Source organism: Methylophaga sp. OBS4 (genome assembly GCF_026319305.1).
In the GTDB taxonomy this organism is placed as follows: Bacteria; Pseudomonadota; Gammaproteobacteria; order Nitrosococcales; family Methylophagaceae; genus Methylophaga.
Window position 1 is genome coordinate 41915 of sequence record NZ_JAPDMV010000019.1, and the last position, 17877, is coordinate 59791.

The 17877-nt window shown below is 49.4% G+C and carries 14 protein-coding genes and 1 riboswitch; of the genes, 9 read left to right on the plus strand and 5 right to left on the minus strand.

What is annotated here, in order from left to right; all coding sequences use genetic code 11:
• Positions 1 to 93: 93 nt before the first annotated feature.
• Positions 94 to 525: an RDD family protein gene (locus OMP95_RS07570; RefSeq protein WP_266327561.1), complete on the minus strand. Its 432-nt coding sequence runs from the start codon at positions 523 to 525 to the stop codon at positions 94 to 96.
• A gap of 124 nt (positions 526 to 649) precedes the next feature.
• Between OMP95_RS07570 and purL the strand changes: the two genes are divergently transcribed.
• Positions 650 to 4534: a phosphoribosylformylglycinamidine synthase gene (gene purL, locus OMP95_RS07575; RefSeq protein ID WP_266327563.1), complete on the plus strand. Its 3885-nt coding sequence runs from the start codon at positions 650 to 652 to the stop codon at positions 4532 to 4534.
• Positions 4535 to 4736: 202 nt separating this feature from the next.
• Complete coding sequence (locus OMP95_RS07580) at positions 4737 to 6053, plus strand: GGDEF domain-containing protein (protein ID WP_266327565.1); 1317 nt, start codon at positions 4737 to 4739, stop codon at positions 6051 to 6053.
• Positions 6054 to 6164: 111 nt separating this feature from the next.
• Here OMP95_RS07580 and OMP95_RS07585 read toward each other — a convergent pair whose 3' ends face one another.
• On the minus strand, positions 6165 to 8177 hold the full coding sequence (locus OMP95_RS07585) for a methyl-accepting chemotaxis protein (protein WP_266327567.1): 2013 nt from the start codon (positions 8175 to 8177) through the stop codon (positions 6165 to 6167).
• Positions 8178 to 8756: 579 nt separating this feature from the next.
• On the opposite strand from OMP95_RS07585, the gene OMP95_RS07590 reads away from it, so the two are divergent.
• Complete coding sequence (locus OMP95_RS07590; protein WP_266327569.1) at positions 8757 to 9182, plus strand: plastocyanin/azurin family copper-binding protein; 426 nt, start codon at positions 8757 to 8759, stop codon at positions 9180 to 9182.
• A gap of 71 nt (positions 9183 to 9253) precedes the next feature.
• On the opposite strand, the gene OMP95_RS07595 is transcribed toward OMP95_RS07590, so the two are convergent.
• Positions 9254 to 9568, minus strand: a complete 315-nt coding sequence (locus tag OMP95_RS07595; protein WP_266327571.1) for a cupin domain-containing protein — start codon at positions 9566 to 9568, stop codon at positions 9254 to 9256.
• A gap of 401 nt (positions 9569 to 9969) precedes the next feature.
• Here OMP95_RS07595 and OMP95_RS07600 point away from each other — a divergent pair, with 401 nt between their 5' ends.
• From OMP95_RS07600 to OMP95_RS07620, 5 genes are all read left to right on the plus strand, one after another.
• Entirely contained in the window at positions 9970 to 10308 is a 339-nt protein-coding gene (locus OMP95_RS07600; protein ID WP_266327573.1) for a DUF3135 domain-containing protein, read from the plus strand.
• Between the two features lie 265 nt (positions 10309 to 10573).
• A complete protein-coding gene (locus tag OMP95_RS07605; protein WP_266327575.1) occupies positions 10574 to 11905 on the plus strand; it encodes an arylsulfotransferase family protein in 1332 nt (443 codons plus the stop codon).
• 44 nt (positions 11906 to 11949) lie between these two features.
• On the plus strand, positions 11950 to 12183 hold the full coding sequence (locus OMP95_RS07610; protein WP_266327577.1) for a hypothetical protein: 234 nt from the start codon (positions 11950 to 11952) through the stop codon (positions 12181 to 12183).
• Positions 12184 to 12260: 77 nt separating this feature from the next.
• Positions 12261 to 13700 (plus strand): sulfotransferase, encoded by a 1440-nt coding sequence (locus OMP95_RS07615; protein ID WP_266327579.1) that lies wholly within the window; start codon positions 12261 to 12263, stop codon positions 13698 to 13700.
• A 414-nt stretch (positions 13701 to 14114) separates the two neighbouring features.
• A complete protein-coding gene (locus OMP95_RS07620) occupies positions 14115 to 14600 on the plus strand; it encodes a hypothetical protein (RefSeq protein ID WP_266327581.1) in 486 nt (161 codons plus the stop codon).
• 80 nt (positions 14601 to 14680) lie between these two features.
• On the opposite strand, the gene OMP95_RS07625 is transcribed toward OMP95_RS07620, so the two are convergent.
• Both OMP95_RS07625 and OMP95_RS07635 read right to left on the minus strand, forming a co-directional pair.
• The gene (locus OMP95_RS07625; protein WP_266327583.1) at positions 14681 to 15628 is read right to left on the minus strand and encodes a sodium-dependent bicarbonate transport family permease; all 948 of its coding nucleotides are present in this window, start codon (positions 15626 to 15628) and stop codon (positions 14681 to 14683) included.
• Between the two features lie 612 nt (positions 15629 to 16240).
• The gene (locus OMP95_RS07635) at positions 16241 to 16795 is read right to left on the minus strand and encodes a Smr/MutS family protein (protein ID WP_266327585.1); all 555 of its coding nucleotides are present in this window, start codon (positions 16793 to 16795) and stop codon (positions 16241 to 16243) included.
• 92 nt (positions 16796 to 16887) lie between these two features.
• Positions 16888 to 16994, plus strand: a riboswitch (TPP riboswitch).
• A 101-nt stretch (positions 16995 to 17095) separates the two neighbouring features.
• On the opposite strand from OMP95_RS07635, the gene OMP95_RS07640 reads away from it, so the two are divergent.
• A partial coding sequence (locus OMP95_RS07640; protein WP_323135120.1) for a phosphomethylpyrimidine synthase ThiC occupies positions 17096 to 17877 on the plus strand: 782 nt, incomplete at its 3' end.

Consider the following 17877-nt stretch of genomic DNA (forward strand, 5'->3'; position numbering starts at 1 on the left):
CCTTTGGTAATTGTGACTTAGGCCTGAACGAACAGGCGATCCTCGGCATTGGGCTGGTTCCCATGGTCCTCCGTGGGAACGATTTAGACCTGATTATTTGCTTTTGTTTTTGACGACGATTAATTGTGTTTGTGAAATCATATCGGGCCAGCTTTGTTTGTCTTTCCCCAGCCATTGCCACCAGAAACCAAGGCCCAGGCAAAGCCATGAAACCAGTGCGGCGGCAAATCGCAGACTGGCTTGTTTCCAGGTGACTTCACGCTGTTGCTGACCAATCAGATAAACTTTCCAGGCGCGCATACCCAGCGTCTGACCGCCGTGCGTCCAGAACCAGCCATAAAAAAACAAGCTCACCATCAGCAGATAAAACAGAAACAGTGGATTACTTGCGCCGATAGCCTGCCCGCCATTGATAACAACGGGGATAACAGTTGCCAGGAATAAAGCGGACAGTAACAACAGTAGGTCATAGAGCATGACCATCAGCTGGCGGAACAAGCCGGGACGGGGATAAGATTCAGTCATTATTAACCTGATTTTGGTGTAATTTATTTGGGCATTAAAGCCGGGTCCATAGACTCATAAATTATGAGTTTCATTACCAGTTAAAGTATCATTATCGCTTTAATTTATCTGAATTGGGATCCGCATGCTGCAATTGATTGGCCGTCAGGCTTTTTCTGCTTTCCGTCTGGAGAAATTACTCAGCGCGATTCAGGCTGAAGTAGCAACCGTATCAGCTATCAGAACTGAATACCGTTATTTTGTCGAGATTGATGGTGAGTGCAGACTACCCGCTGCAGAACAGAATATAGTCGAAACATTGCTGGAAGCGCAATCAGGCGACAGCGAAGCGATGGCTGGCGAAGCCTTTTTCCTGGTGACGCCGCGTCCCGGTACGATTTCTCCCTGGTCAAGCAAAGCTACCGATATCACTGTTAACAGTGGTGTGAAAAATGTCGAGCGCATCGAGCGTGGCGTAGCCTTTTTTGTCAAAAGCAGTGAAGAACTGAACGCTTCTCAGAGGCAGCACATCGCCAGACATCTGCACGACAGAATGATCGAGTCCGTATTCGAAACAGTGGATGACGCTGATCGTTTGTTTATGCATGGCGCATCGCGCCCGCTGGTGTCAGTGGATATTCTCAATGGCGGCCGTGAAGCGTTGGTGGCCGCGAATAAGAATATGGGGCTGGCGCTGGCGGAAGATGAAGTTGATTATCTGTTTGATAATTTCACCATGCTGGCTCGCAACCCCAATGACATTGAACTGATGATGTTTGCGCAGGCAAACTCCGAACATTGCCGCCATAAAATTTTCCGTGCTGACTGGATCATTGACGGCGAAACCCAGCCGCATACGTTGTTTAACATGATCCGCAACACCCATGATAAAAATCCGGAAGGTGTGGTAACGGCATACAGTGATAACTCATCGGTGATTGAAGGGTTGCGCAGCCACCGTTTTCAGGTGGATATGGCCACAGGCCAGTATCACTATGAAGGCGAAGTGCAACACATCCTGATGAAGGTGGAAACCCATAACCACCCGACGGCTATTTCGCCCTTTCCCGGTGCTGCAACAGGGGCGGGCGGTGAAATTCGTGATGAAGGGGCTACCGGTCGTGGCTCCAAACCCAAAGCCGGTCTGACCGGATTCTCCGTATCCAACCTGGAAATCCCCGGTTTTGAACAACCCTGGGAAACCCCTTACGGCAAGCCGGCACGTATGGCATCCGCACGTGAAATCATGATTGATGGCCCATTGGGGGGCGCGGCATTTAATAACGAGTTTGGCCGCCCTAATCTGTGCGGTTATTTCCGTACTTATGAAGTTCATATCCCCAGTAAAGACGGTTTTGAAGTGCGCGGTTATCACAAACCGATCATGGTCGCGGGTGGCATGGGGTCGATTCGTCCGCAGCATGTGAAAAAAGGCATTATGGATCCGGGCATGCAACTGATTGTGTTGGGCGGCCCGGCGATGCTGATTGGCCTTGGCGGCGGTGCGGCTTCATCTGTCACGTCAGGCACCAGTGACGAAGGTCTGGACTTTGCTTCTGTGCAACGTGGTAATCCGGAAATGGAACGCCGTTGTCAGGAGGTGATTGACCGTTGCGTCGCCTTGGGCGAGGACAATCCGATTATTGCCATTCACGATGTCGGTGCCGGTGGCCTGTCCAATGCTTTCCCTGAACTGGTTGATGACAGCGGCCGTGGCGGACGTTTTGAGTTGCGGGTGATTCCTAACGACGAATCCAGCATGTCACCGATGGAAATCTGGTGTAACGAGTCTCAGGAACGTTATGTGCTGGGTATTCATCCGGACCGCGTTGATGAATTTCAGGCGATTTGTGAGCGTGAACGTTGTCCTTGGGCCATTGTCGGTGAAACTACCGAAGAAGAGCATTTATTGCTGGGCGATGCCGACAATGAAACCTTGCCGATTGATATGCCGTTGTCTCTGCTATTAGGTAAACCGCCTAAAATGCTGCGTAATGTAACCCATCAAAACAAACAGTATCCTGAACTCGACTTCACCGGTATTGCAGCTGAACATGCCTTGGAGAGGGTGCTGAAGCTACCCACCGTGGCCAGCAAAAACTTCCTGATCACCATTGGTGACCGCAGTGTCACCGGCCTGGTGGCCCGTGATCAAATGGTAGGCCCATGGCAGGTGCCGGTTGCCGATTGTGCCGTCACTTTGGCTGATTATCATGATTACCTGGGTGAAGCCATGGCTATGGGGGAGCGTGCCCCGCTGGCGGTGATTAATGCACCGGCATCAGGCCGTATGGCCGTCGGTGAGGCGATTACCAATATTGCCGCGGCCAGGATTGAAAAACTCAGTGATATCAAACTGTCGGCCAACTGGATGGCAGCCTGTAGTCATCCGGGTGAAGACGCCTTGTTGTATGACACGGTAAAAGCGGTCGGCATGGAGCTGTGTCCGGAACTGGATATTGCTATTCCGGTCGGTAAAGATTCACTGTCGATGAAAACCGTCTGGGATGAGAAGGGCGAGACCAAAGCCGTCATCTCACCTTTGTCTTTGATCATCAGTGCTTTTACGCCAGTTACCGATGCAATGAAAACCAGCACGCCGCAACTGCGCACTGACAAGGGTGATACCGATCTGATTTATATCGATTTGGGTCATGGTCAAAACCGGCTGGGTGCGTCCGCGCTGGCACAAGTATTCAACCAGGTCGGCCGCAAAGGACCGGATCTGGATAAAGCCGTCATGCTCAAACAGTTTTTTAATGCCATTCAGCAATTGAAACAGGACGATCTGATCCTTGCTTACCATGATCGTGGTGATGGCGGTCTGGTGGTGACGCTGGCGGAAATGTCCTTTGCCGGTCATTGCGGTGTGGACATTGAATTCGACGGTCTGGGTAAAACGCTGCCGGTTTTGTTCAACGAAGAACTGGGCGCCGTGATTCAAGTGCGTCATAGCGATGTGGAAGATGTGTTGTCTGTACTGAGGGAACATGATCTGGCCGGCATTTCACACGTTATCGGTACGCTCAATGACCAGCAGCGTATCCGCATTAAGGTCGATGGCGAATTGGTGGTCGATCAGTCGCGGGTGACCTTGCAACGGTTCTGGGCGGAAACCAGCTACCGGATGCAGGCTTTGCGTGATAACCCTGACTGCGCCAGGCAGGAATTTGATGCCTTGCTGGATGACAAAGATCCCGGTCTATTTGCCAAACTGAGTTTCGATGCGGCTGAAAATGTGGCAGCACCGTTTATTGTCAGTGGTAACCGCCCTAAGGTCGCCATCCTGCGTGAACAAGGTGTTAACGGGCAGATGGAAATGGCTGCATCATTTGATCACGCCGGTTTCTGTGCTATCGATGTGCATATGAGCGATATTCTCGAAGGCCGCGTTGATTTGGCTGGCTTCCGTGGTCTGGTCGCCTGTGGCGGTTTCTCTTACGGTGACGTATTGGGGGCCGGTCGCGGCTGGGCCAGCACCATTTTGCACAATGGCCGTGCCCGTCAGCAGTTTGCCGACTTCTTCCAGCGCGAAGATACCTTTGCCTTAGGTGTCTGTAACGGCTGTCAGATGCTGTCGCAGCTGAAAGAACTGATTCCGGGCAGTGAGCCCTGGCCGCGTTTCTCACGCAATCTGTCGGAACAGTTTGAAGCCCGTTTCTCATTGGTCGAAATTGTTGATTCACCGTCAGTATTGCTGAAAGGTATGGCCGGTTCGACAATGCCGATCGCGGTGGCACATGGTGAAGGCCGTGTCGATTTCTCTGAGACCGGCTCTCAGACTGATGCGATTGTGGCGATGCGATATGTCGACAACTACGGCAAAGTGACAGAAGCTTATCCGTTTAACCCGAATGGTTCGGTTGCAGGTATTACCGCGCTGACAACGGCAGATGGCCGTGTCACCATTATGATGCCGCATCCCGAGCGTGTAACGCGTACGGTGCAACATTCATGGCACCCTGATAACTGGGGTAAAGATGGTCCGTGGATGCGTTTGTTCCACAATGCCAGACGTTGGGTAGGTTAATAAATTAAAGCCGCTCACCTTGGGATTCATCGAAAGGTGAGCGAATTATATTTTTTTTCCTCTGGCAGGTGTGCTCCCGGTTTAGGGTAAAACTCTGGCCTGGATGCCACGGAGGACCGTGGCATCCAGATGAGAAAATATTTGAAATTCGTGGGGATCCCCTCAGTGTTTAAGCTGATTGAACTTAAAATATCAGGCTCCCATGGATAAAAATACCTTCGCTTCGCTCAGCAATTACATCGACTTACTGCTCGATGCGATTTGCGTTGTCGACAAGGAAGGCCGCTTTATGTTTGTCAGTGCCGGCGCCGAGCGGATTTTCGGTTACACACCGGCAGAGATGATTGGCCAGCCAATGATTGAAATGGTTCATCCCGACGATCGGCAGAAAACGCTGCAGACGGTCGAAGAAATCATGGCAGGTGTGCTGAAGGTTGATTTTGAAAACCGTTATCTGCGTAAAGACGGCAAGGTAGTACATCTTCTCTGGTCTGCACGCTGGTCGGAAGCCGACAAGATGCGGGTTGCGGTCGCCCGCGATATCAGCAAAAGTAAACGTGCGGAAGCAATGCAGGTAGCGTTGTTTGATATTTCCGAGGCGGCACATACAGAAGAAAGCCTGCTTTCTCTGTACCAGCGTATTCATCAGATTGTCGCGGATTTGATGCCTGCAAAACAGTTTGCCATCGCCCTCTACGAGCCGAAATCCGGCACAGTCAGTTTTCCCTACAAAACGCTTGAATCGACCACAGATGCGGCAATGCAGCAATTCGATGCTACGGCACTGTGTGCTGACGTGATTCATAACGGTAAAACGCGATTGATACCGGGCGCGGCAAGCGTTGATTCTTCACCAAACTGGCTGGGTGTGCCACTCAAATCCCAGAACGGCATTATCGGTGCGTTGATGGTGCAGACCTACGAACCGGATCAACTGTACACGTTCAATGATCAGGAACTTCTGGAATTTGTTTCAACCCAGATTGCTGCAGCTATTGAACGTAAACTCATGCTGGATCGCCTGCAGCATCTGGCGCTTTATGACCAGTTGACCGGGCTGCCCAATCGCGAATTGTTCCATGACCGTGTGCAACAGGCATTAGCCAGGGCACGGCGGCAACAGCAACAACTGGCGTTGTTTTATCTGGATCTGGATAAGTTCAAACAGGTCAACGATACGCTGGGACATGCTGTCGGTGACAAGTTGTTGCAGGAGGCTGCCAGACGCATTTCACTTTGTGTCCGGGAATCGGATACGGTGGTGCGTTTCGGCGGGGATGAGTTTGTGATTCTGCTAGACAGAATTGCCAAGCAGCAAACTGCTCTGGTTGTCGCGGAGAAGATCCGTACCGAACTGAGTCAGCCGTTTGAATTAGACGGTAATGTTATTGATATGTCTGCAAGCATCGGTATAGCGCTGTTTCCTGCTAATGGCGACAGCGAACAGCAGCTTCTTCTCTATGCGGACGAAGCGATGTATTTCGCAAAACGACGCGGTGGCAATCAGTTCCAGGGTTGATGCCTGCGGTGGTGAATCCAGCTTAAACGGATTAGTGCGCAGCCGCAGATATCAAGTTCAGCTATCAGCCACGGAGTCATAAAAAAGGGACAACGAGTGTCCCTTTTTTTATCAGACTTTAAATCGCTGTACGATGATATCGAGATCAGACGCCAACTTGGCGAGTTCATGACTTGCGATAGAAATTTGCTCGCTGCCGTTAAGGTTTTCCGATGACAGATCAGAAACATAGGTGACATTACGGTTGATTTCCTCTGAAACCAGGCCTTGCTCTTCCGCTGCGCTCGCAACATGAGTACTCATATCAGCAATCTGTGTCATTGAATTGACAATATTCTGCATTGACTGCGTAGCGGACTTGGTATAGTGCGACATGTTCTGCGCATTTTCTCTTTCTTCTGCCATCACCGCTGCGGCCTGCCGGGTATTTTGTTGCAGATTATCAACCATGACCTGAATCTGTTCTGCCGAGTCCTGGGTGCGTGTGGCCAAGGTACGAACTTCATCAGCGACGACAGCAAAACCACGTCCGTGTTCACCTGCCCGGGCGGCTTCGATAGCGGCATTCAACGCCAGCAGGTTGGTCTGCTCTGCAACGCCTTTGATAACCGTGAGCACGGAACCGATTTCATTACTGCTCTGGGTCAGCTCCTGTATCACATTCGCCGCGTTACCGACACCTTCAGCAAGTTTATTGATTGAGCGGATAGTGTCATTAATAACGGCCTGTCCCGACTGGCTGTCGGTATTGGCATTTTTTACCTCCGCAGCCAGCAATTCTGCATTTCTGGCTATCTCCTTGACGGTACTGGACATTTCATTCATCGCGGTGGCGATTTGTTCGGACTGCGATCGCTGTTCCAACGAATTGGTTTTGGCTTGGGTCGTCGTGGAGGACAGTTCCTCCGAGGCGGTCGCCAGCAGAGATGCATTATTACGTAACTGATGCACGACCTTGTTCAGGTGTTTGGTCATTTTATTCAAGGCATCAACGATCTGGCGGGTTTCATCCTGGGCTTCAACTTCGACTTCTATGGTTAAATCGCCATCAGCAATCTGGTCAGTCGCTTTGACCAGACGCTGAATAACGTTAATGGTAGCGCGATAGAAGCCGGCAAACAGATATAGTGACACTGATAAAGCGGCGATGATAATAAGGATCAGCAGCATGCGTTGAGATCTGAGATCGTCGATACGGTTTTGCAGCAGTTCATCAAGTACGGGAACCAGTGTGTCGAATAACTGATAATTGGCCGCGATGGCCTGAGTGCCCAGATCGAACACCTTGGCCGCATCAGCCTGAATGTAATCACTTAACAGGATGTCCCGGTTGATAATGGTGGAGAATGCGTCATGTGCTGTAACACTGTTATCAATATATTTACTCAGTTTTTCGTTCAGGCCCTCATTCTCTTGCAAAGAAAAGGAAAGCGCTTCATTAGCCGCATCAAAATCGTTTTCAATCCGGCCCAACAATGAGCCTAGCTGAACACGCTCCGTGATATCAATATCATGCTTGGCGGCCAATCCTGAACCAAGTCCGCGCGCCTGGCCCAAGTTTTCGGTGACATGGGGTATTTTGTAAACTAAAGCTTCAATAATAAAAGTCGTGTTGAGGGATGGATCCAGAATAAGCCCCGATTTGTTACTGATGCGCTCAAATAGTGCATAAACTTTGGCGATCAACTGGGTATGTTCCTGAAACACCTGTTTACTGGGGGCGGAAAAAGCCCGTTTTTCGACTTGGGCCCATTCATTTTTTATGTCTGCCCATAAAGCATCAGTATTGAATTCGGCACCCAGTTCGGCATTGACCGCGTCAATGCCCGCAATATCGGCGGCAATTTCCTGCCGTTTGGCCATGATTTTGCTTTCAAAGGTAGTATTGCCATTGCGGTAAGTGTTAGTCATGCCACGATGTTGGGGCAGGTGCTGATAAAGCTGACGAACTTCGTTGATATAACGCAGGCCTTTTTGTTCCTGTTTGCCGGCTGTAATGCCCGTGCTCAGGCTGCCTACCAGAAGCAGAAAGGTAATGGTCAGTGGGACCAGAAATATTACTGCTATTACCGCCATTTTCTTGGGGTAGGATAATTTATTCATCAATGAAACGGCTAAGCTCATACTTTAAGTCCTTTAGTGTTCAGCACGGGTTTTGTCAGAGGCGTTTAAATAAGCAAAAACTATACCTATTTATAAACGCATTATTGTTATTTTTGGTGTCGCAACAAATTATAACCGCACGGACGTTGTCGAAAATGCGGCATATCTGTTTATCGTCAGTGGTAGTAAATTCTGAAGTACCAAACAGGCAGAGCATTAATGTTGAGATGAAAATACCCACTTTTATTTGTTGATGTGCTGATGGCGGCGGGCTGGAGGTACAGCTTTGCACAAAAATCGTGCATATCGAATGAATACCGGTAATCGAGATATGTTCCAGTCCAAACAGGTTGCGGGCGAAAACCGTACGGGTTTCGAAACCCCAGGCGTAATACTGATATGACGCATGATAGCCGTCACACAAGTGGATATTGTTGATTTTATCCACGTGGGAGGCACAACCAAAGGCGACGGAATTGATTGATTTTTCTGACTAAATGGGGTGTAGTTGATTGATTTTTATAATTTCTTTGAAAAAGAACGCACTTTTAACCTGCATCACTGTCGCAATTGACACAATCTGCAAAAACAGGAGGCCTTATGATTAAGTCAAAAACTCTAATGATAAGCACCTTGTTAGCTGGTTTGATGACTATGAACACGGCCATGGCAGCAGAACATACAGTGACTGCCGTGGGTCTGGTGTTTCAGCCGCTCGTGATCAAAATTGCCCCGGGTGACACTGTCCAGTGGACCAAAATGAGCACCCATAACGTTGAAATGATGGATGGGCTGATCCCTGAGGGTACGGAAGCTTTTACCTCACCGATGAGTCAGGACGTCTCACATACCTTTGAAAAAGAGGGTATTTATGTCTATCAATGTACCCCGCATATCGGGGCCGGTATGGGCGGTGCCGTTATTGTCGGTGAGCCGACCAACCTTGATACGATCAAGTCGCAAGATGTATCAGGCGGCCTTGGACGTGTAGTTGATAAAGCGGTTAAAGAAGCGGAAGCGATGTAGCTTTGATTAAGGCTTTTAAAACCGGTTGCTTTTGCAGCCGGTTTTATTTGTAAAAGGCCTCAAGCTATTGATTAACTGTAAAAAACAGCCAGCCAGATAGTAGGCTCATCGGGGGCGGTCGATAACACCTTATGGCGGGTATGCGCTGGAATATTGATATAGTCCCCTTTGCTGAGTACGAATTGGTCACCATTATCAAACAGCAACGAACCTGAGCCGCTCAGCACAATCACCCACTCATTTTCATCCTGGTCGTACCAGCCTTGCTCTGGTGAGGCATGGCCGTGAGAGATAATTCGCTCTATCCGAATGTTTTTGCCATTAACAATATCCTCAAAGACTTCATCTTCGAGGTTTGATGGCAATGATGAAAAAATATTATTCATAAAACTCTTTAGGGCCTGTTTATCTTTCAGTCCACCACTGCTGGAGACTATTTTTGTGTCCAACAAGGCGGAATGAGCGTTGATGAAAAAGCGGGAAGCAATAATATGAATAGAGATAGGTAACTTGTCTGAGGCAAGGATTTCCGCATATCGATAATCTTTAAGTTCTGTTCAGTCATGCCGAGGCATGGTTGGGTTGCAGGGCAGTATGGCCAATACATTAACAAAGTTCCCTTGTTATCATTCAAGAATCAACCCCTTTATCGCTTATTCTGAAATCTCACGCTGGCGGTAGTGCCTTGACAGCCGGAAGTTCATATCTGAAGTGTTCAGCAACAAGAAGTGATTGCTGTTGTCTACTGTTTATGTGATTGGGTAACTCTGAATAGGGAGAAGCTCCCATGAAATTTAATTTCGATGAATGGGCCCAGTTAGCCAAACAAGACGAAGCTGCCTTTGAAAAAAAACGCGCAATCATACTCAAGCAGGAAATAGAGAACTGCGCCAGTAATGACAGAGAGTTGCGTATCCTCAAGGGCTTACAGTTTAGAATCGACATGATACGGCGGAAACATAAAACGCCTTTGGCAGCATGTATGGCAATATCAGAGATGTTAATGGATAAGGTTTATCAGTTGGAGAGCCTGGACGTCGCCGCGATCATCCGGAACTCTGCAAAAGAGGCAGGTCAGAATACAGATACCTGCAATATCATTCCTTTCGACACGTTAAGAAAATAGAACTGGATTGACCGTTACAAGTCACTTGGTATTACTCTAGATTGAAGCGTTCAATATAATCACTTCATTGTTATCATTGATTTTTTTAGAGTAATTATTATAAAAGAGTTCCTAATGGGGAGGGCTTGCGTGTGATGGCAAATAAACCCTGTGTAGACGATATCTGGGTCAATGGCTAACCGCAGATATTTGTGTGAAGGCGCTGCCGATCTGTTGTCTCTCTGGCGTTCAGTCTATTTCATCACAACTCTGAATCACTATGAGTATGAATGACAAAATAGCCAAGAGTCTCTTCCTCGTCACGTTGATCATTATCGGCTACGGTTACGGGTATTACAGCCACCGTTTGCAATTATTCCCAGCTAAGTTCGTCGCTTACATTGAAGACGGTGTCCGCAAGTTTGTAGTGAAGTCCCAGGAAAAACTGCCTTTCCAATATTCCGAAACCAAACAGCGCGAGGCTATCGTCAATCCTCATCCTGAGGCGATGGCTCCCGGCCTGACATTAATCAGCCGGGTAGGTCGCGATGACAAACTGCTGGCCGAGGTTATCGATGCGGATGGCACGGTTATCCATCGCTGGTCGCTGGATTGGTTTGATATCTGGCCCAACGCCACTCATCTTCCTGACGAGCTCACCCCCAAGGAACCTCCCGGCAGCCATATTCACGGCATGGTGCTGACGGAAGATGGCGGGCTTATCTTTAATTATGACCAACTCGGCATGGTCCGCGTCGATGCGCAAAGCCAAGTCGTCTGGCGTCTCCCTTATAGGACACATCATTCAATCTACCAGGCGGAGGACGGGAATATCTGGGTGCCGGGCATGATCACGCACAAGACACCGCTTGATTGGCTCAGCTATTACAAGCCGCAGTTTGACGAATATACGATTTTGGAAGTGGAGCCAAGCGAGGGCCGTGTCCTGCGTGAAATCTCACTGTTCAAGCTGTTTCAAGAAAATGAGCTTCACGGTCTGTTGTACCTTTCATCGCTCGGTTTGCACCCCGAGTCGCAGGGCGATACCCTGCATATGAACGACGTGAAACTGTTTCCCGAGGATATGACGCCTGGATTCTTTAAACCCGGCGATATCATGGTCTCACTGCGTAACATCAACACCGTTCTGGTCTTTGATCTGAAAACAAAAAAGAAGAAATTTCTCTCCATCGGGCCTTTTGTGCGCCAACATGATCCTGATTTTGTTGATGGAAATACGATCTCGGTATACGACAACAACGATTCCGCACCGGCCGAATCAGGTGTTCAAAGCCGCATCCTGTTACTCAAAGCGCCAGGCGGCGAGGTGTCCGTGGCCTACCAGGGCACATCGGAGCAGCCTTTTTTTTCCTTTCTGCTGGGCAAGCATGAATGGCAGAAAAATGGAAACCTGCTGATCGCTGATTCCCGTAACGGAAGAGTTTTCGAAGTTACATCCAGCGGTGAAATTGTCTGGGAGTACTATAATATAGTTGCTGAAGGTGTCGTCGGCCTTGTGGAAGATGCGCAACGCCTGCCGAAGCGATTTTCTCGCGAGTTTTTCGAACAAATCCGTTCCTCGGAGACGGAACAGAGTTCGTCTGCCGAAGGTCATTAAAAGGCGGTTGCGTATTCATAAACCAAACACGTTGGTGCCTCATTATGAAAAGAATCCTTTCGCTTGTATTGTTCGTCTTTGCATTTGCGGCCATTCCAGTTCAATCTGCCTACGCCTACATCGGACCGGGTGGGGGACTGACGGCCATTGGTGCGATACTGGCACTGATAGCAGTTATAGTTGTTACCTTTTTCGGTTTTCTCTGGTACCCGATCAAACGCTTCCGCAAGAAGCTGCGTGAGCGTAAGAATCAGCAAAACGTCGATCCTGAACCATAACAAGAGGACTGAATCGTGTGAGCGAGTTGTTGGGAGCGTCTTTTCTCGTTGCCGGCTTCCTCATATTATTCCAATTGTTGAATCTGGTACGTTGGGCGGGTGAAGCCGTTTCGCTGTCGCGCGAATCGTTGTTTGAAATCAGCCGACGTGATATCGACGACGATGAGAAAGAGCGGAATCTGCGCTCGCACGCACTAAGACTGATTGGGGTTTTAGGCATTCTCCTCGGTGGAGGCGTGGCGGCTGCCGGTTTCCCCGTACTTATTCTTTGGGGCCTTGACGGTCTCGGCTTTGTGTCCCTGACTGCAACCTTGGCGTTTGCGTCCACATGGGAATTTCTGGTCGGGGCTACGCTGGTGACGACCCTGGTACTGTGGTTGTCGTGGCGGCTTAAGCACAGCAAAAAACAGTCGGCTGATAACTTCGAAAATCGCTATTCGGCGACCACCCGCATTTTACACAATCTAGCGTTTGCTACCACACCAGCCCAATTGGCGGTTGCTGACCTGGAGGACCGCTGGGCGCTCAAGCGAACTGATCCCCAACATGCAGAAAATGCGGTATTCATTACTGCTTTGCCCCGTGCCGGCACCACGTTGTTACTCGAACTGTGCGCGGCCACCGGCGAGTTTGCCACTCACAGTTATCGGCATATGCCGTTTCTCTATACCCCGCTGCTTTGGCAGTGGCTTACGCGTTCCATGCAAACAACGGGCGAGCTACGGGAACGCGCCCACGGCGATGGTATGCTGGTCAATGAGGACAGCCCCGAGGCATTTGAGGAAATGCTTTGGGTCGCTCATTGGCAGGATCAGTACGACAAAAACCGGATCCAGCCATGGAAGCAAACTGAATCTGCAGATTTTGTCTCGTTCTTTCGCAACCATATGCGGAAAATCGTATATCTAGGCAACGGCGAACAAGGTGTATCGCCGATGCGTTATATTTCCAAGAACAACCTGAATATCGCCCGGATTGACTGGCTGCTATCTGCGTTGCCAACGGCGCGAATTCTCGTTCCATTTCGTGACCCCGTGCAACATGCTGTGTCTCTCTGGCGTCAGCATCAAAACTTTCTATCCATCCACGAGGCGGATTCGTTCGCCCGTCATTATATGGCGGCGATAGGCCACTTTGATTTCGGCGCGAACCTTCGTCCGGTCAATTTCGACGGTTGGATGGAAGCCGAAGATCTGTTGCCTGCCACTGACATCAACTTTTGGCTGCAGTACTGGATTGCGGCCTACAGCTACCTGTGCCAACGAAACAGCGATAGGCTCGCTTTCATCGATTACGACCTGTTATGTCGGGAACCGTCGATGTCTCTGGAGCGATTGGCCGGCTTTCTTCAACTGCGCGAACCGAACAAGCTGGTTGAGCAACATACCCGGTTGCAGGATAAGCCGCCTCATGCGATTGACAGCACTAACCTTGACACCGAACTCCTTGATAGAGCACAGACTAGTTATGCCCGACTTCAGGCACAAAGCCTTGTTACACATGACTCGGCTCATTGAATCTCGCGGGTTTATGGTAACTAAAGAGGCAAGTCAGAATACGGACACCTGCAAAATGATTCCTTTCGACACGTTAAGAAAATACAATTGAATTGACCGGTATAAGTCACCTAGTTTTACCCTGATTTAAGCGTTAATATAATCACTCCATTTTTATCACTTAACCTGAGCTGCGCATAAGAAGCTTTGAAAGTTCAGCAATAAAGCACTCGCTCTTCGACGAGCTCAGAACGAACGGTACTATAGGGCTCCGTTCGTGCTGAGCCTGTCGAAGCATGAACAACAACTCTGCGGAAATAAATGATTTCACCATGCGAGCGTGTTGCTTATCCAAACCTCAGGTCACCTAAGAATCAACTTGGGCTGACCTCTTGATTAGCCTTGATTCCGACCTGACCAATTGACATCAATTTTATGAGTATTCTCGTTATACAAATAGTGATTAAACAGTGGGATAAAGGTCAACGGTCTGAAGAACATATCAAGGCCCGGCAGCAGATACCCGATCGTTATCCGGTCACATCGCCCGCGGCGCAATATTTTTCCGAGCATCAAATCGTGCTCGATCAACACGGCGATGATGTGATGGGTAACCGAATTCGCTATGAACTTACTGATGACAACCAGTTCATCATCGATCGCTTTTGCTTTGATCTGAACAAGAAAACCGTCGAGTACATTGCCCAGCCAGACTCCATGCTGCCGCCCAAACTTATTACGACCTTAGAAAATAACTGGATTCAATGTAAATACAAGTGGCGCTATAAAGTCTTTGAAGGCGGACTTTTTTACTGGCTATATGAAGAAATGATCGTCAATGCCCATTTTGTCGACAGCCTGACAGAGGATGTGTTTATGACTTCAGACCCGGCGCTTGTTTTTCAAGGGGGAGGGGAGTGACTTATGGGGCATGAGATCCTCTTGACTTTTCTTTCAAGTGATCTGGCCCCTTGAACGGGCCCCTTGAACGCTTGAACGAATTACCCAGCCAGCACCTCCAGCAAGTAACTATATAACCCGATACCAATCAAGACGTTAAATGGAAAAGTCACACCGAGAGAGGCCAACATGGCCAGCCCGATATCTGCCTGAGGAATAGCATGTCGCACTGCCACGGGTGCGGCAATATAAGAGGCACTGGCGGTTAAAGCGCCCAGGATGACAATAGTGCCAGGCTCCAGCCCCAGCCCCAGACCAGCCACCAGCCCCGGCAAGGACAATAACGGTGGCAAGCAAAGCGCGAATGCAATCACCCGCCAGTGACGGAGCTGGATCTTGCGGAGGGTTTCTGCCGCCACCAGGCCCATTTCCAGCAGGAACAAAGAAAGCACCAGAGAGAAAGCACCGGTCAACGGCGCTGTTACACCCTCGCCCTGAACGGGGCCGTAGAGCATACCAATGATGACACCACCCACTAGCAGCACCACACTACGGTTGGTCAGGGTTTCCTGCCACAAGGGCGCGGCCTCGCCTGCCTCTGGGGGCTGGTCTCGAGTATATCTGCGATACAACCACAGGCCCGTCAGAATGGCCGGTAATTCCAACAGAACCAGATAGAGCGTGACCTGGCCGTCGGTGGCCATACCCCGGGCTTCCACCCAGGCCAGTGCCACCGCAAATGTACCGGCACTGACGGAGCCATAATGGGCACAGAAACTGGCGGCATCCGCCACATTCAGGCGCACCAGGTGACGCAGGATCGGGAACAGCATCAGGGGAATTGCAAAGCCCAGCGCAACAATCGCCAGTACCTCGGTTACCAGCCCCCAGTGCATGTTGCCATGAAGGGCCATGCCGCCTTTCAGACCGATGGTCAGCATCAGCAGCAGGCTGAGAATATCGTAGACCGACCGGGGAATGGCGAGATCAGATCGCAGAGCGCCGGCAACCAATCCCAGCAGAAAGAACATTACGATGATGTCGGGCATGAACTCAAAACTCCAGACAAAAAAAAGGCCCTTCTGGGCCGATCTTTATGAAGACGAATATTATAGATTATTAAAAAATAATCGGCAGATGATTTTCAATTGACTCTGAAAATCATAAGTCGCTGCCTCTCCCGAAGAGGCGCCTTATAATTCTTCATGTCCACATTGGGTGTGAGTGAATATTTTTGATTAATAAAAGGTTATTCTTCATTGTGTTGAAGGTTTCAGAATTATAAGGCCAACTTGAATACTGCTTGGTTGACAAATAAGGCCTGAAGATTATTGTGTTGATTATCAGTATCAAGGATGAGGCTGCAATCATGACGAAGTCTCCTTTTCTCCAATCTGTTGAGTCCTTTATGATGACGGGCAGATCCAGTCGCCGTACTATTTCAACTTACTTGCATTGGATAAAATATTTCATACTGTTTAATAATAAGCAACACACCTCTTGCAATCAGGTGCAGATATACGAACTGTTCAGCAGCAACTCGCGGACATGCAGATGTAAAAACAACAAAGATATATACGCATGTGCTCAAGCAAGGGGCAAAGGGTGTTAGGAGTCCATTGAGTTGTCCCTGAAAAGGTTAATTCAGATGACAGGCTAATTTATTCCTGATACTGCCTTTTCAGTAAGACATACAAAGCCCCGGTCCCACCATCATCCACAGTGGCACTGCAAAACGCCAACACAATCTCACTCTGACGTAGCCAGAAATTGAGTTTGCTTTTCAACACCGGTTTATTGTCTCTGGAACCCAATCCTTTACCGTGAATAATGCGTACACAGCGGATATGTTCCTGCTGGCAGGCTTCCAGAAACTGGCCGAGGGTGGGTTCGGCAACAGCGAGGGTCATGCCGTGCAAATCCAGTTCAGCTTCGATATGGATTTTGCCACTACGCAGTTTTGAAAATAGTTTGTGCTGGATGCCGGAGCCACGATATTCAAGATATTCCTCATTGCCAACGGTGTCCGGCACAAACATATCGGAGAAGGCTTCACCACTGAATTCCGGGTCGGTTGGCCGCTGGCGGCGGGTTTCCGGTTTGGGCTTGGGTTTTTGCTGCAACAGGTGATCATGACGAATAGGTTTGGTATCGCGCATTTCTGCCCGAAACAGTGCTTTTTCATCATCGGTATTATCTTTTTTTGTGTCTGTCATGATCGGTATGGAGTCAGTGTTTAACAGTGTTATATAAATAGCATTGTGCCAGATAAGACTTGTATAAAAAATCGTTTTTGAATTAACATGGCAGTCACTTGTCGGGGTGCCCCGCCGGAATTTTCCGGACTGGGCTGAGATGAAACCCGTTGAACCTGAAGAGGCTCGTACCTCCGTAGGAAACAAGCAGGATATATGCACTGACCGTTTTATCGGCCCAAGATCCGTATCCGCCACCTTGTTTGCATCCGCGCAACAACCTCATCTTCCCCGGCTACTTTTCAAGCAAGGGGGAATGACGTGTCCACACAAAACAACAAGGTAATAGACCTCAAAGACCGTACCGGTATCACCACTAAACCACTGCCAGGTTCTGACAAGATTTATGTTACCGGCAGTCGTGATGATATTCGCGTGCCTTTTCGTCAAATCGCGTTGACCGATACACCCAACAGAGATTCTGCTCTGCCGGGTATACCGAATGATCCGGTTTTGGTGTATGACACTTCCGGTATTTATACCGATCCTAATGCCACCATTGATATTGAAGCCGGTCTGCCAGCCATTCGTCAGAGCTGGATTGAGTCGCGCGATGATACCGAACAACTGAGCGAGTTCAGCTCGAAATATACCCGTGAGCAGGACGAACAGGATTTTGATATTCCGTTGTTTGCGCATCGCCGTATGCCACGTCGTGCCAAACCGGGTAAGAACGTCAGCCAGATGCACTACGCGCGTCAGGGCGTTATCACGCCGGAAATGGAATATATCGCCATCCGTGAAAGCATGGGCCGTGAAGCATTGGCGCAGAAAGGCGAGTTGCCTGAAGGCATGGATCATCAGATCACTGCCGAATATGTGCGTAAAGAGGTGGCTGAAGGCCGGGCGATTATTCCGGCCAATATCAACCACCCGGAAGCGGAGCCGATGATTATCGGTCGTAACTTCCTAGTCAAGATCAATGCCAATATCGGTAACTCGGCCACTACTTCATCTATCGAAGAAGAAGTCGAGAAGATGGTGTGGAGTACCCGTTGGGGCGGTGATACGGTGATGGATTTGTCCACCGGTAAACATATCCA

What these genes read in the sequence shown, in the direction of transcription:
- OMP95_RS07570 (WP_266327561.1), bottom strand. Translation starts at nt 525, where the DNA reads ATGACTGAATCTTATCCCCGTCCCGGCTTGTTCCGCCAGCTGATGGTC.
- purL (WP_266327563.1), top strand. Translation starts at nt 650, where the DNA reads ATGCTGCAATTGATTGGCCGTCAGGCTTTTTCTGCTTTCCGTCTGGAG.
- OMP95_RS07580 (WP_266327565.1), top strand. Translation starts at nt 4,737, where the DNA reads ATGGATAAAAATACCTTCGCTTCGCTCAGCAATTACATCGACTTACTG.
- OMP95_RS07585 (WP_266327567.1), bottom strand. Translation starts at nt 8,177, where the DNA reads ATGAGCTTAGCCGTTTCATTGATGAATAAATTATCCTACCCCAAGAAA.
- OMP95_RS07590 (WP_266327569.1), top strand. Translation starts at nt 8,757, where the DNA reads ATGATTAAGTCAAAAACTCTAATGATAAGCACCTTGTTAGCTGGTTTG.
- OMP95_RS07595 (WP_266327571.1), bottom strand. Translation starts at nt 9,568, where the DNA reads ATGAATAATATTTTTTCATCATTGCCATCAAACCTCGAAGATGAAGTC.
- OMP95_RS07600 (WP_266327573.1), top strand. Translation starts at nt 9,970, where the DNA reads ATGAAATTTAATTTCGATGAATGGGCCCAGTTAGCCAAACAAGACGAA.
- OMP95_RS07605 (WP_266327575.1), top strand. Translation starts at nt 10,574, where the DNA reads ATGAATGACAAAATAGCCAAGAGTCTCTTCCTCGTCACGTTGATCATT.
- OMP95_RS07610 (WP_266327577.1), top strand. Translation starts at nt 11,950, where the DNA reads ATGAAAAGAATCCTTTCGCTTGTATTGTTCGTCTTTGCATTTGCGGCC.
- OMP95_RS07620 (WP_266327581.1), top strand. Translation starts at nt 14,115, where the DNA reads ATGAGTATTCTCGTTATACAAATAGTGATTAAACAGTGGGATAAAGGT.
- OMP95_RS07625 (WP_266327583.1), bottom strand. Translation starts at nt 15,628, where the DNA reads ATGCCCGACATCATCGTAATGTTCTTTCTGCTGGGATTGGTTGCCGGC.
- OMP95_RS07635 (WP_266327585.1), bottom strand. Translation starts at nt 16,795, where the DNA reads ATGACAGACACAAAAAAAGATAATACCGATGATGAAAAAGCACTGTTT.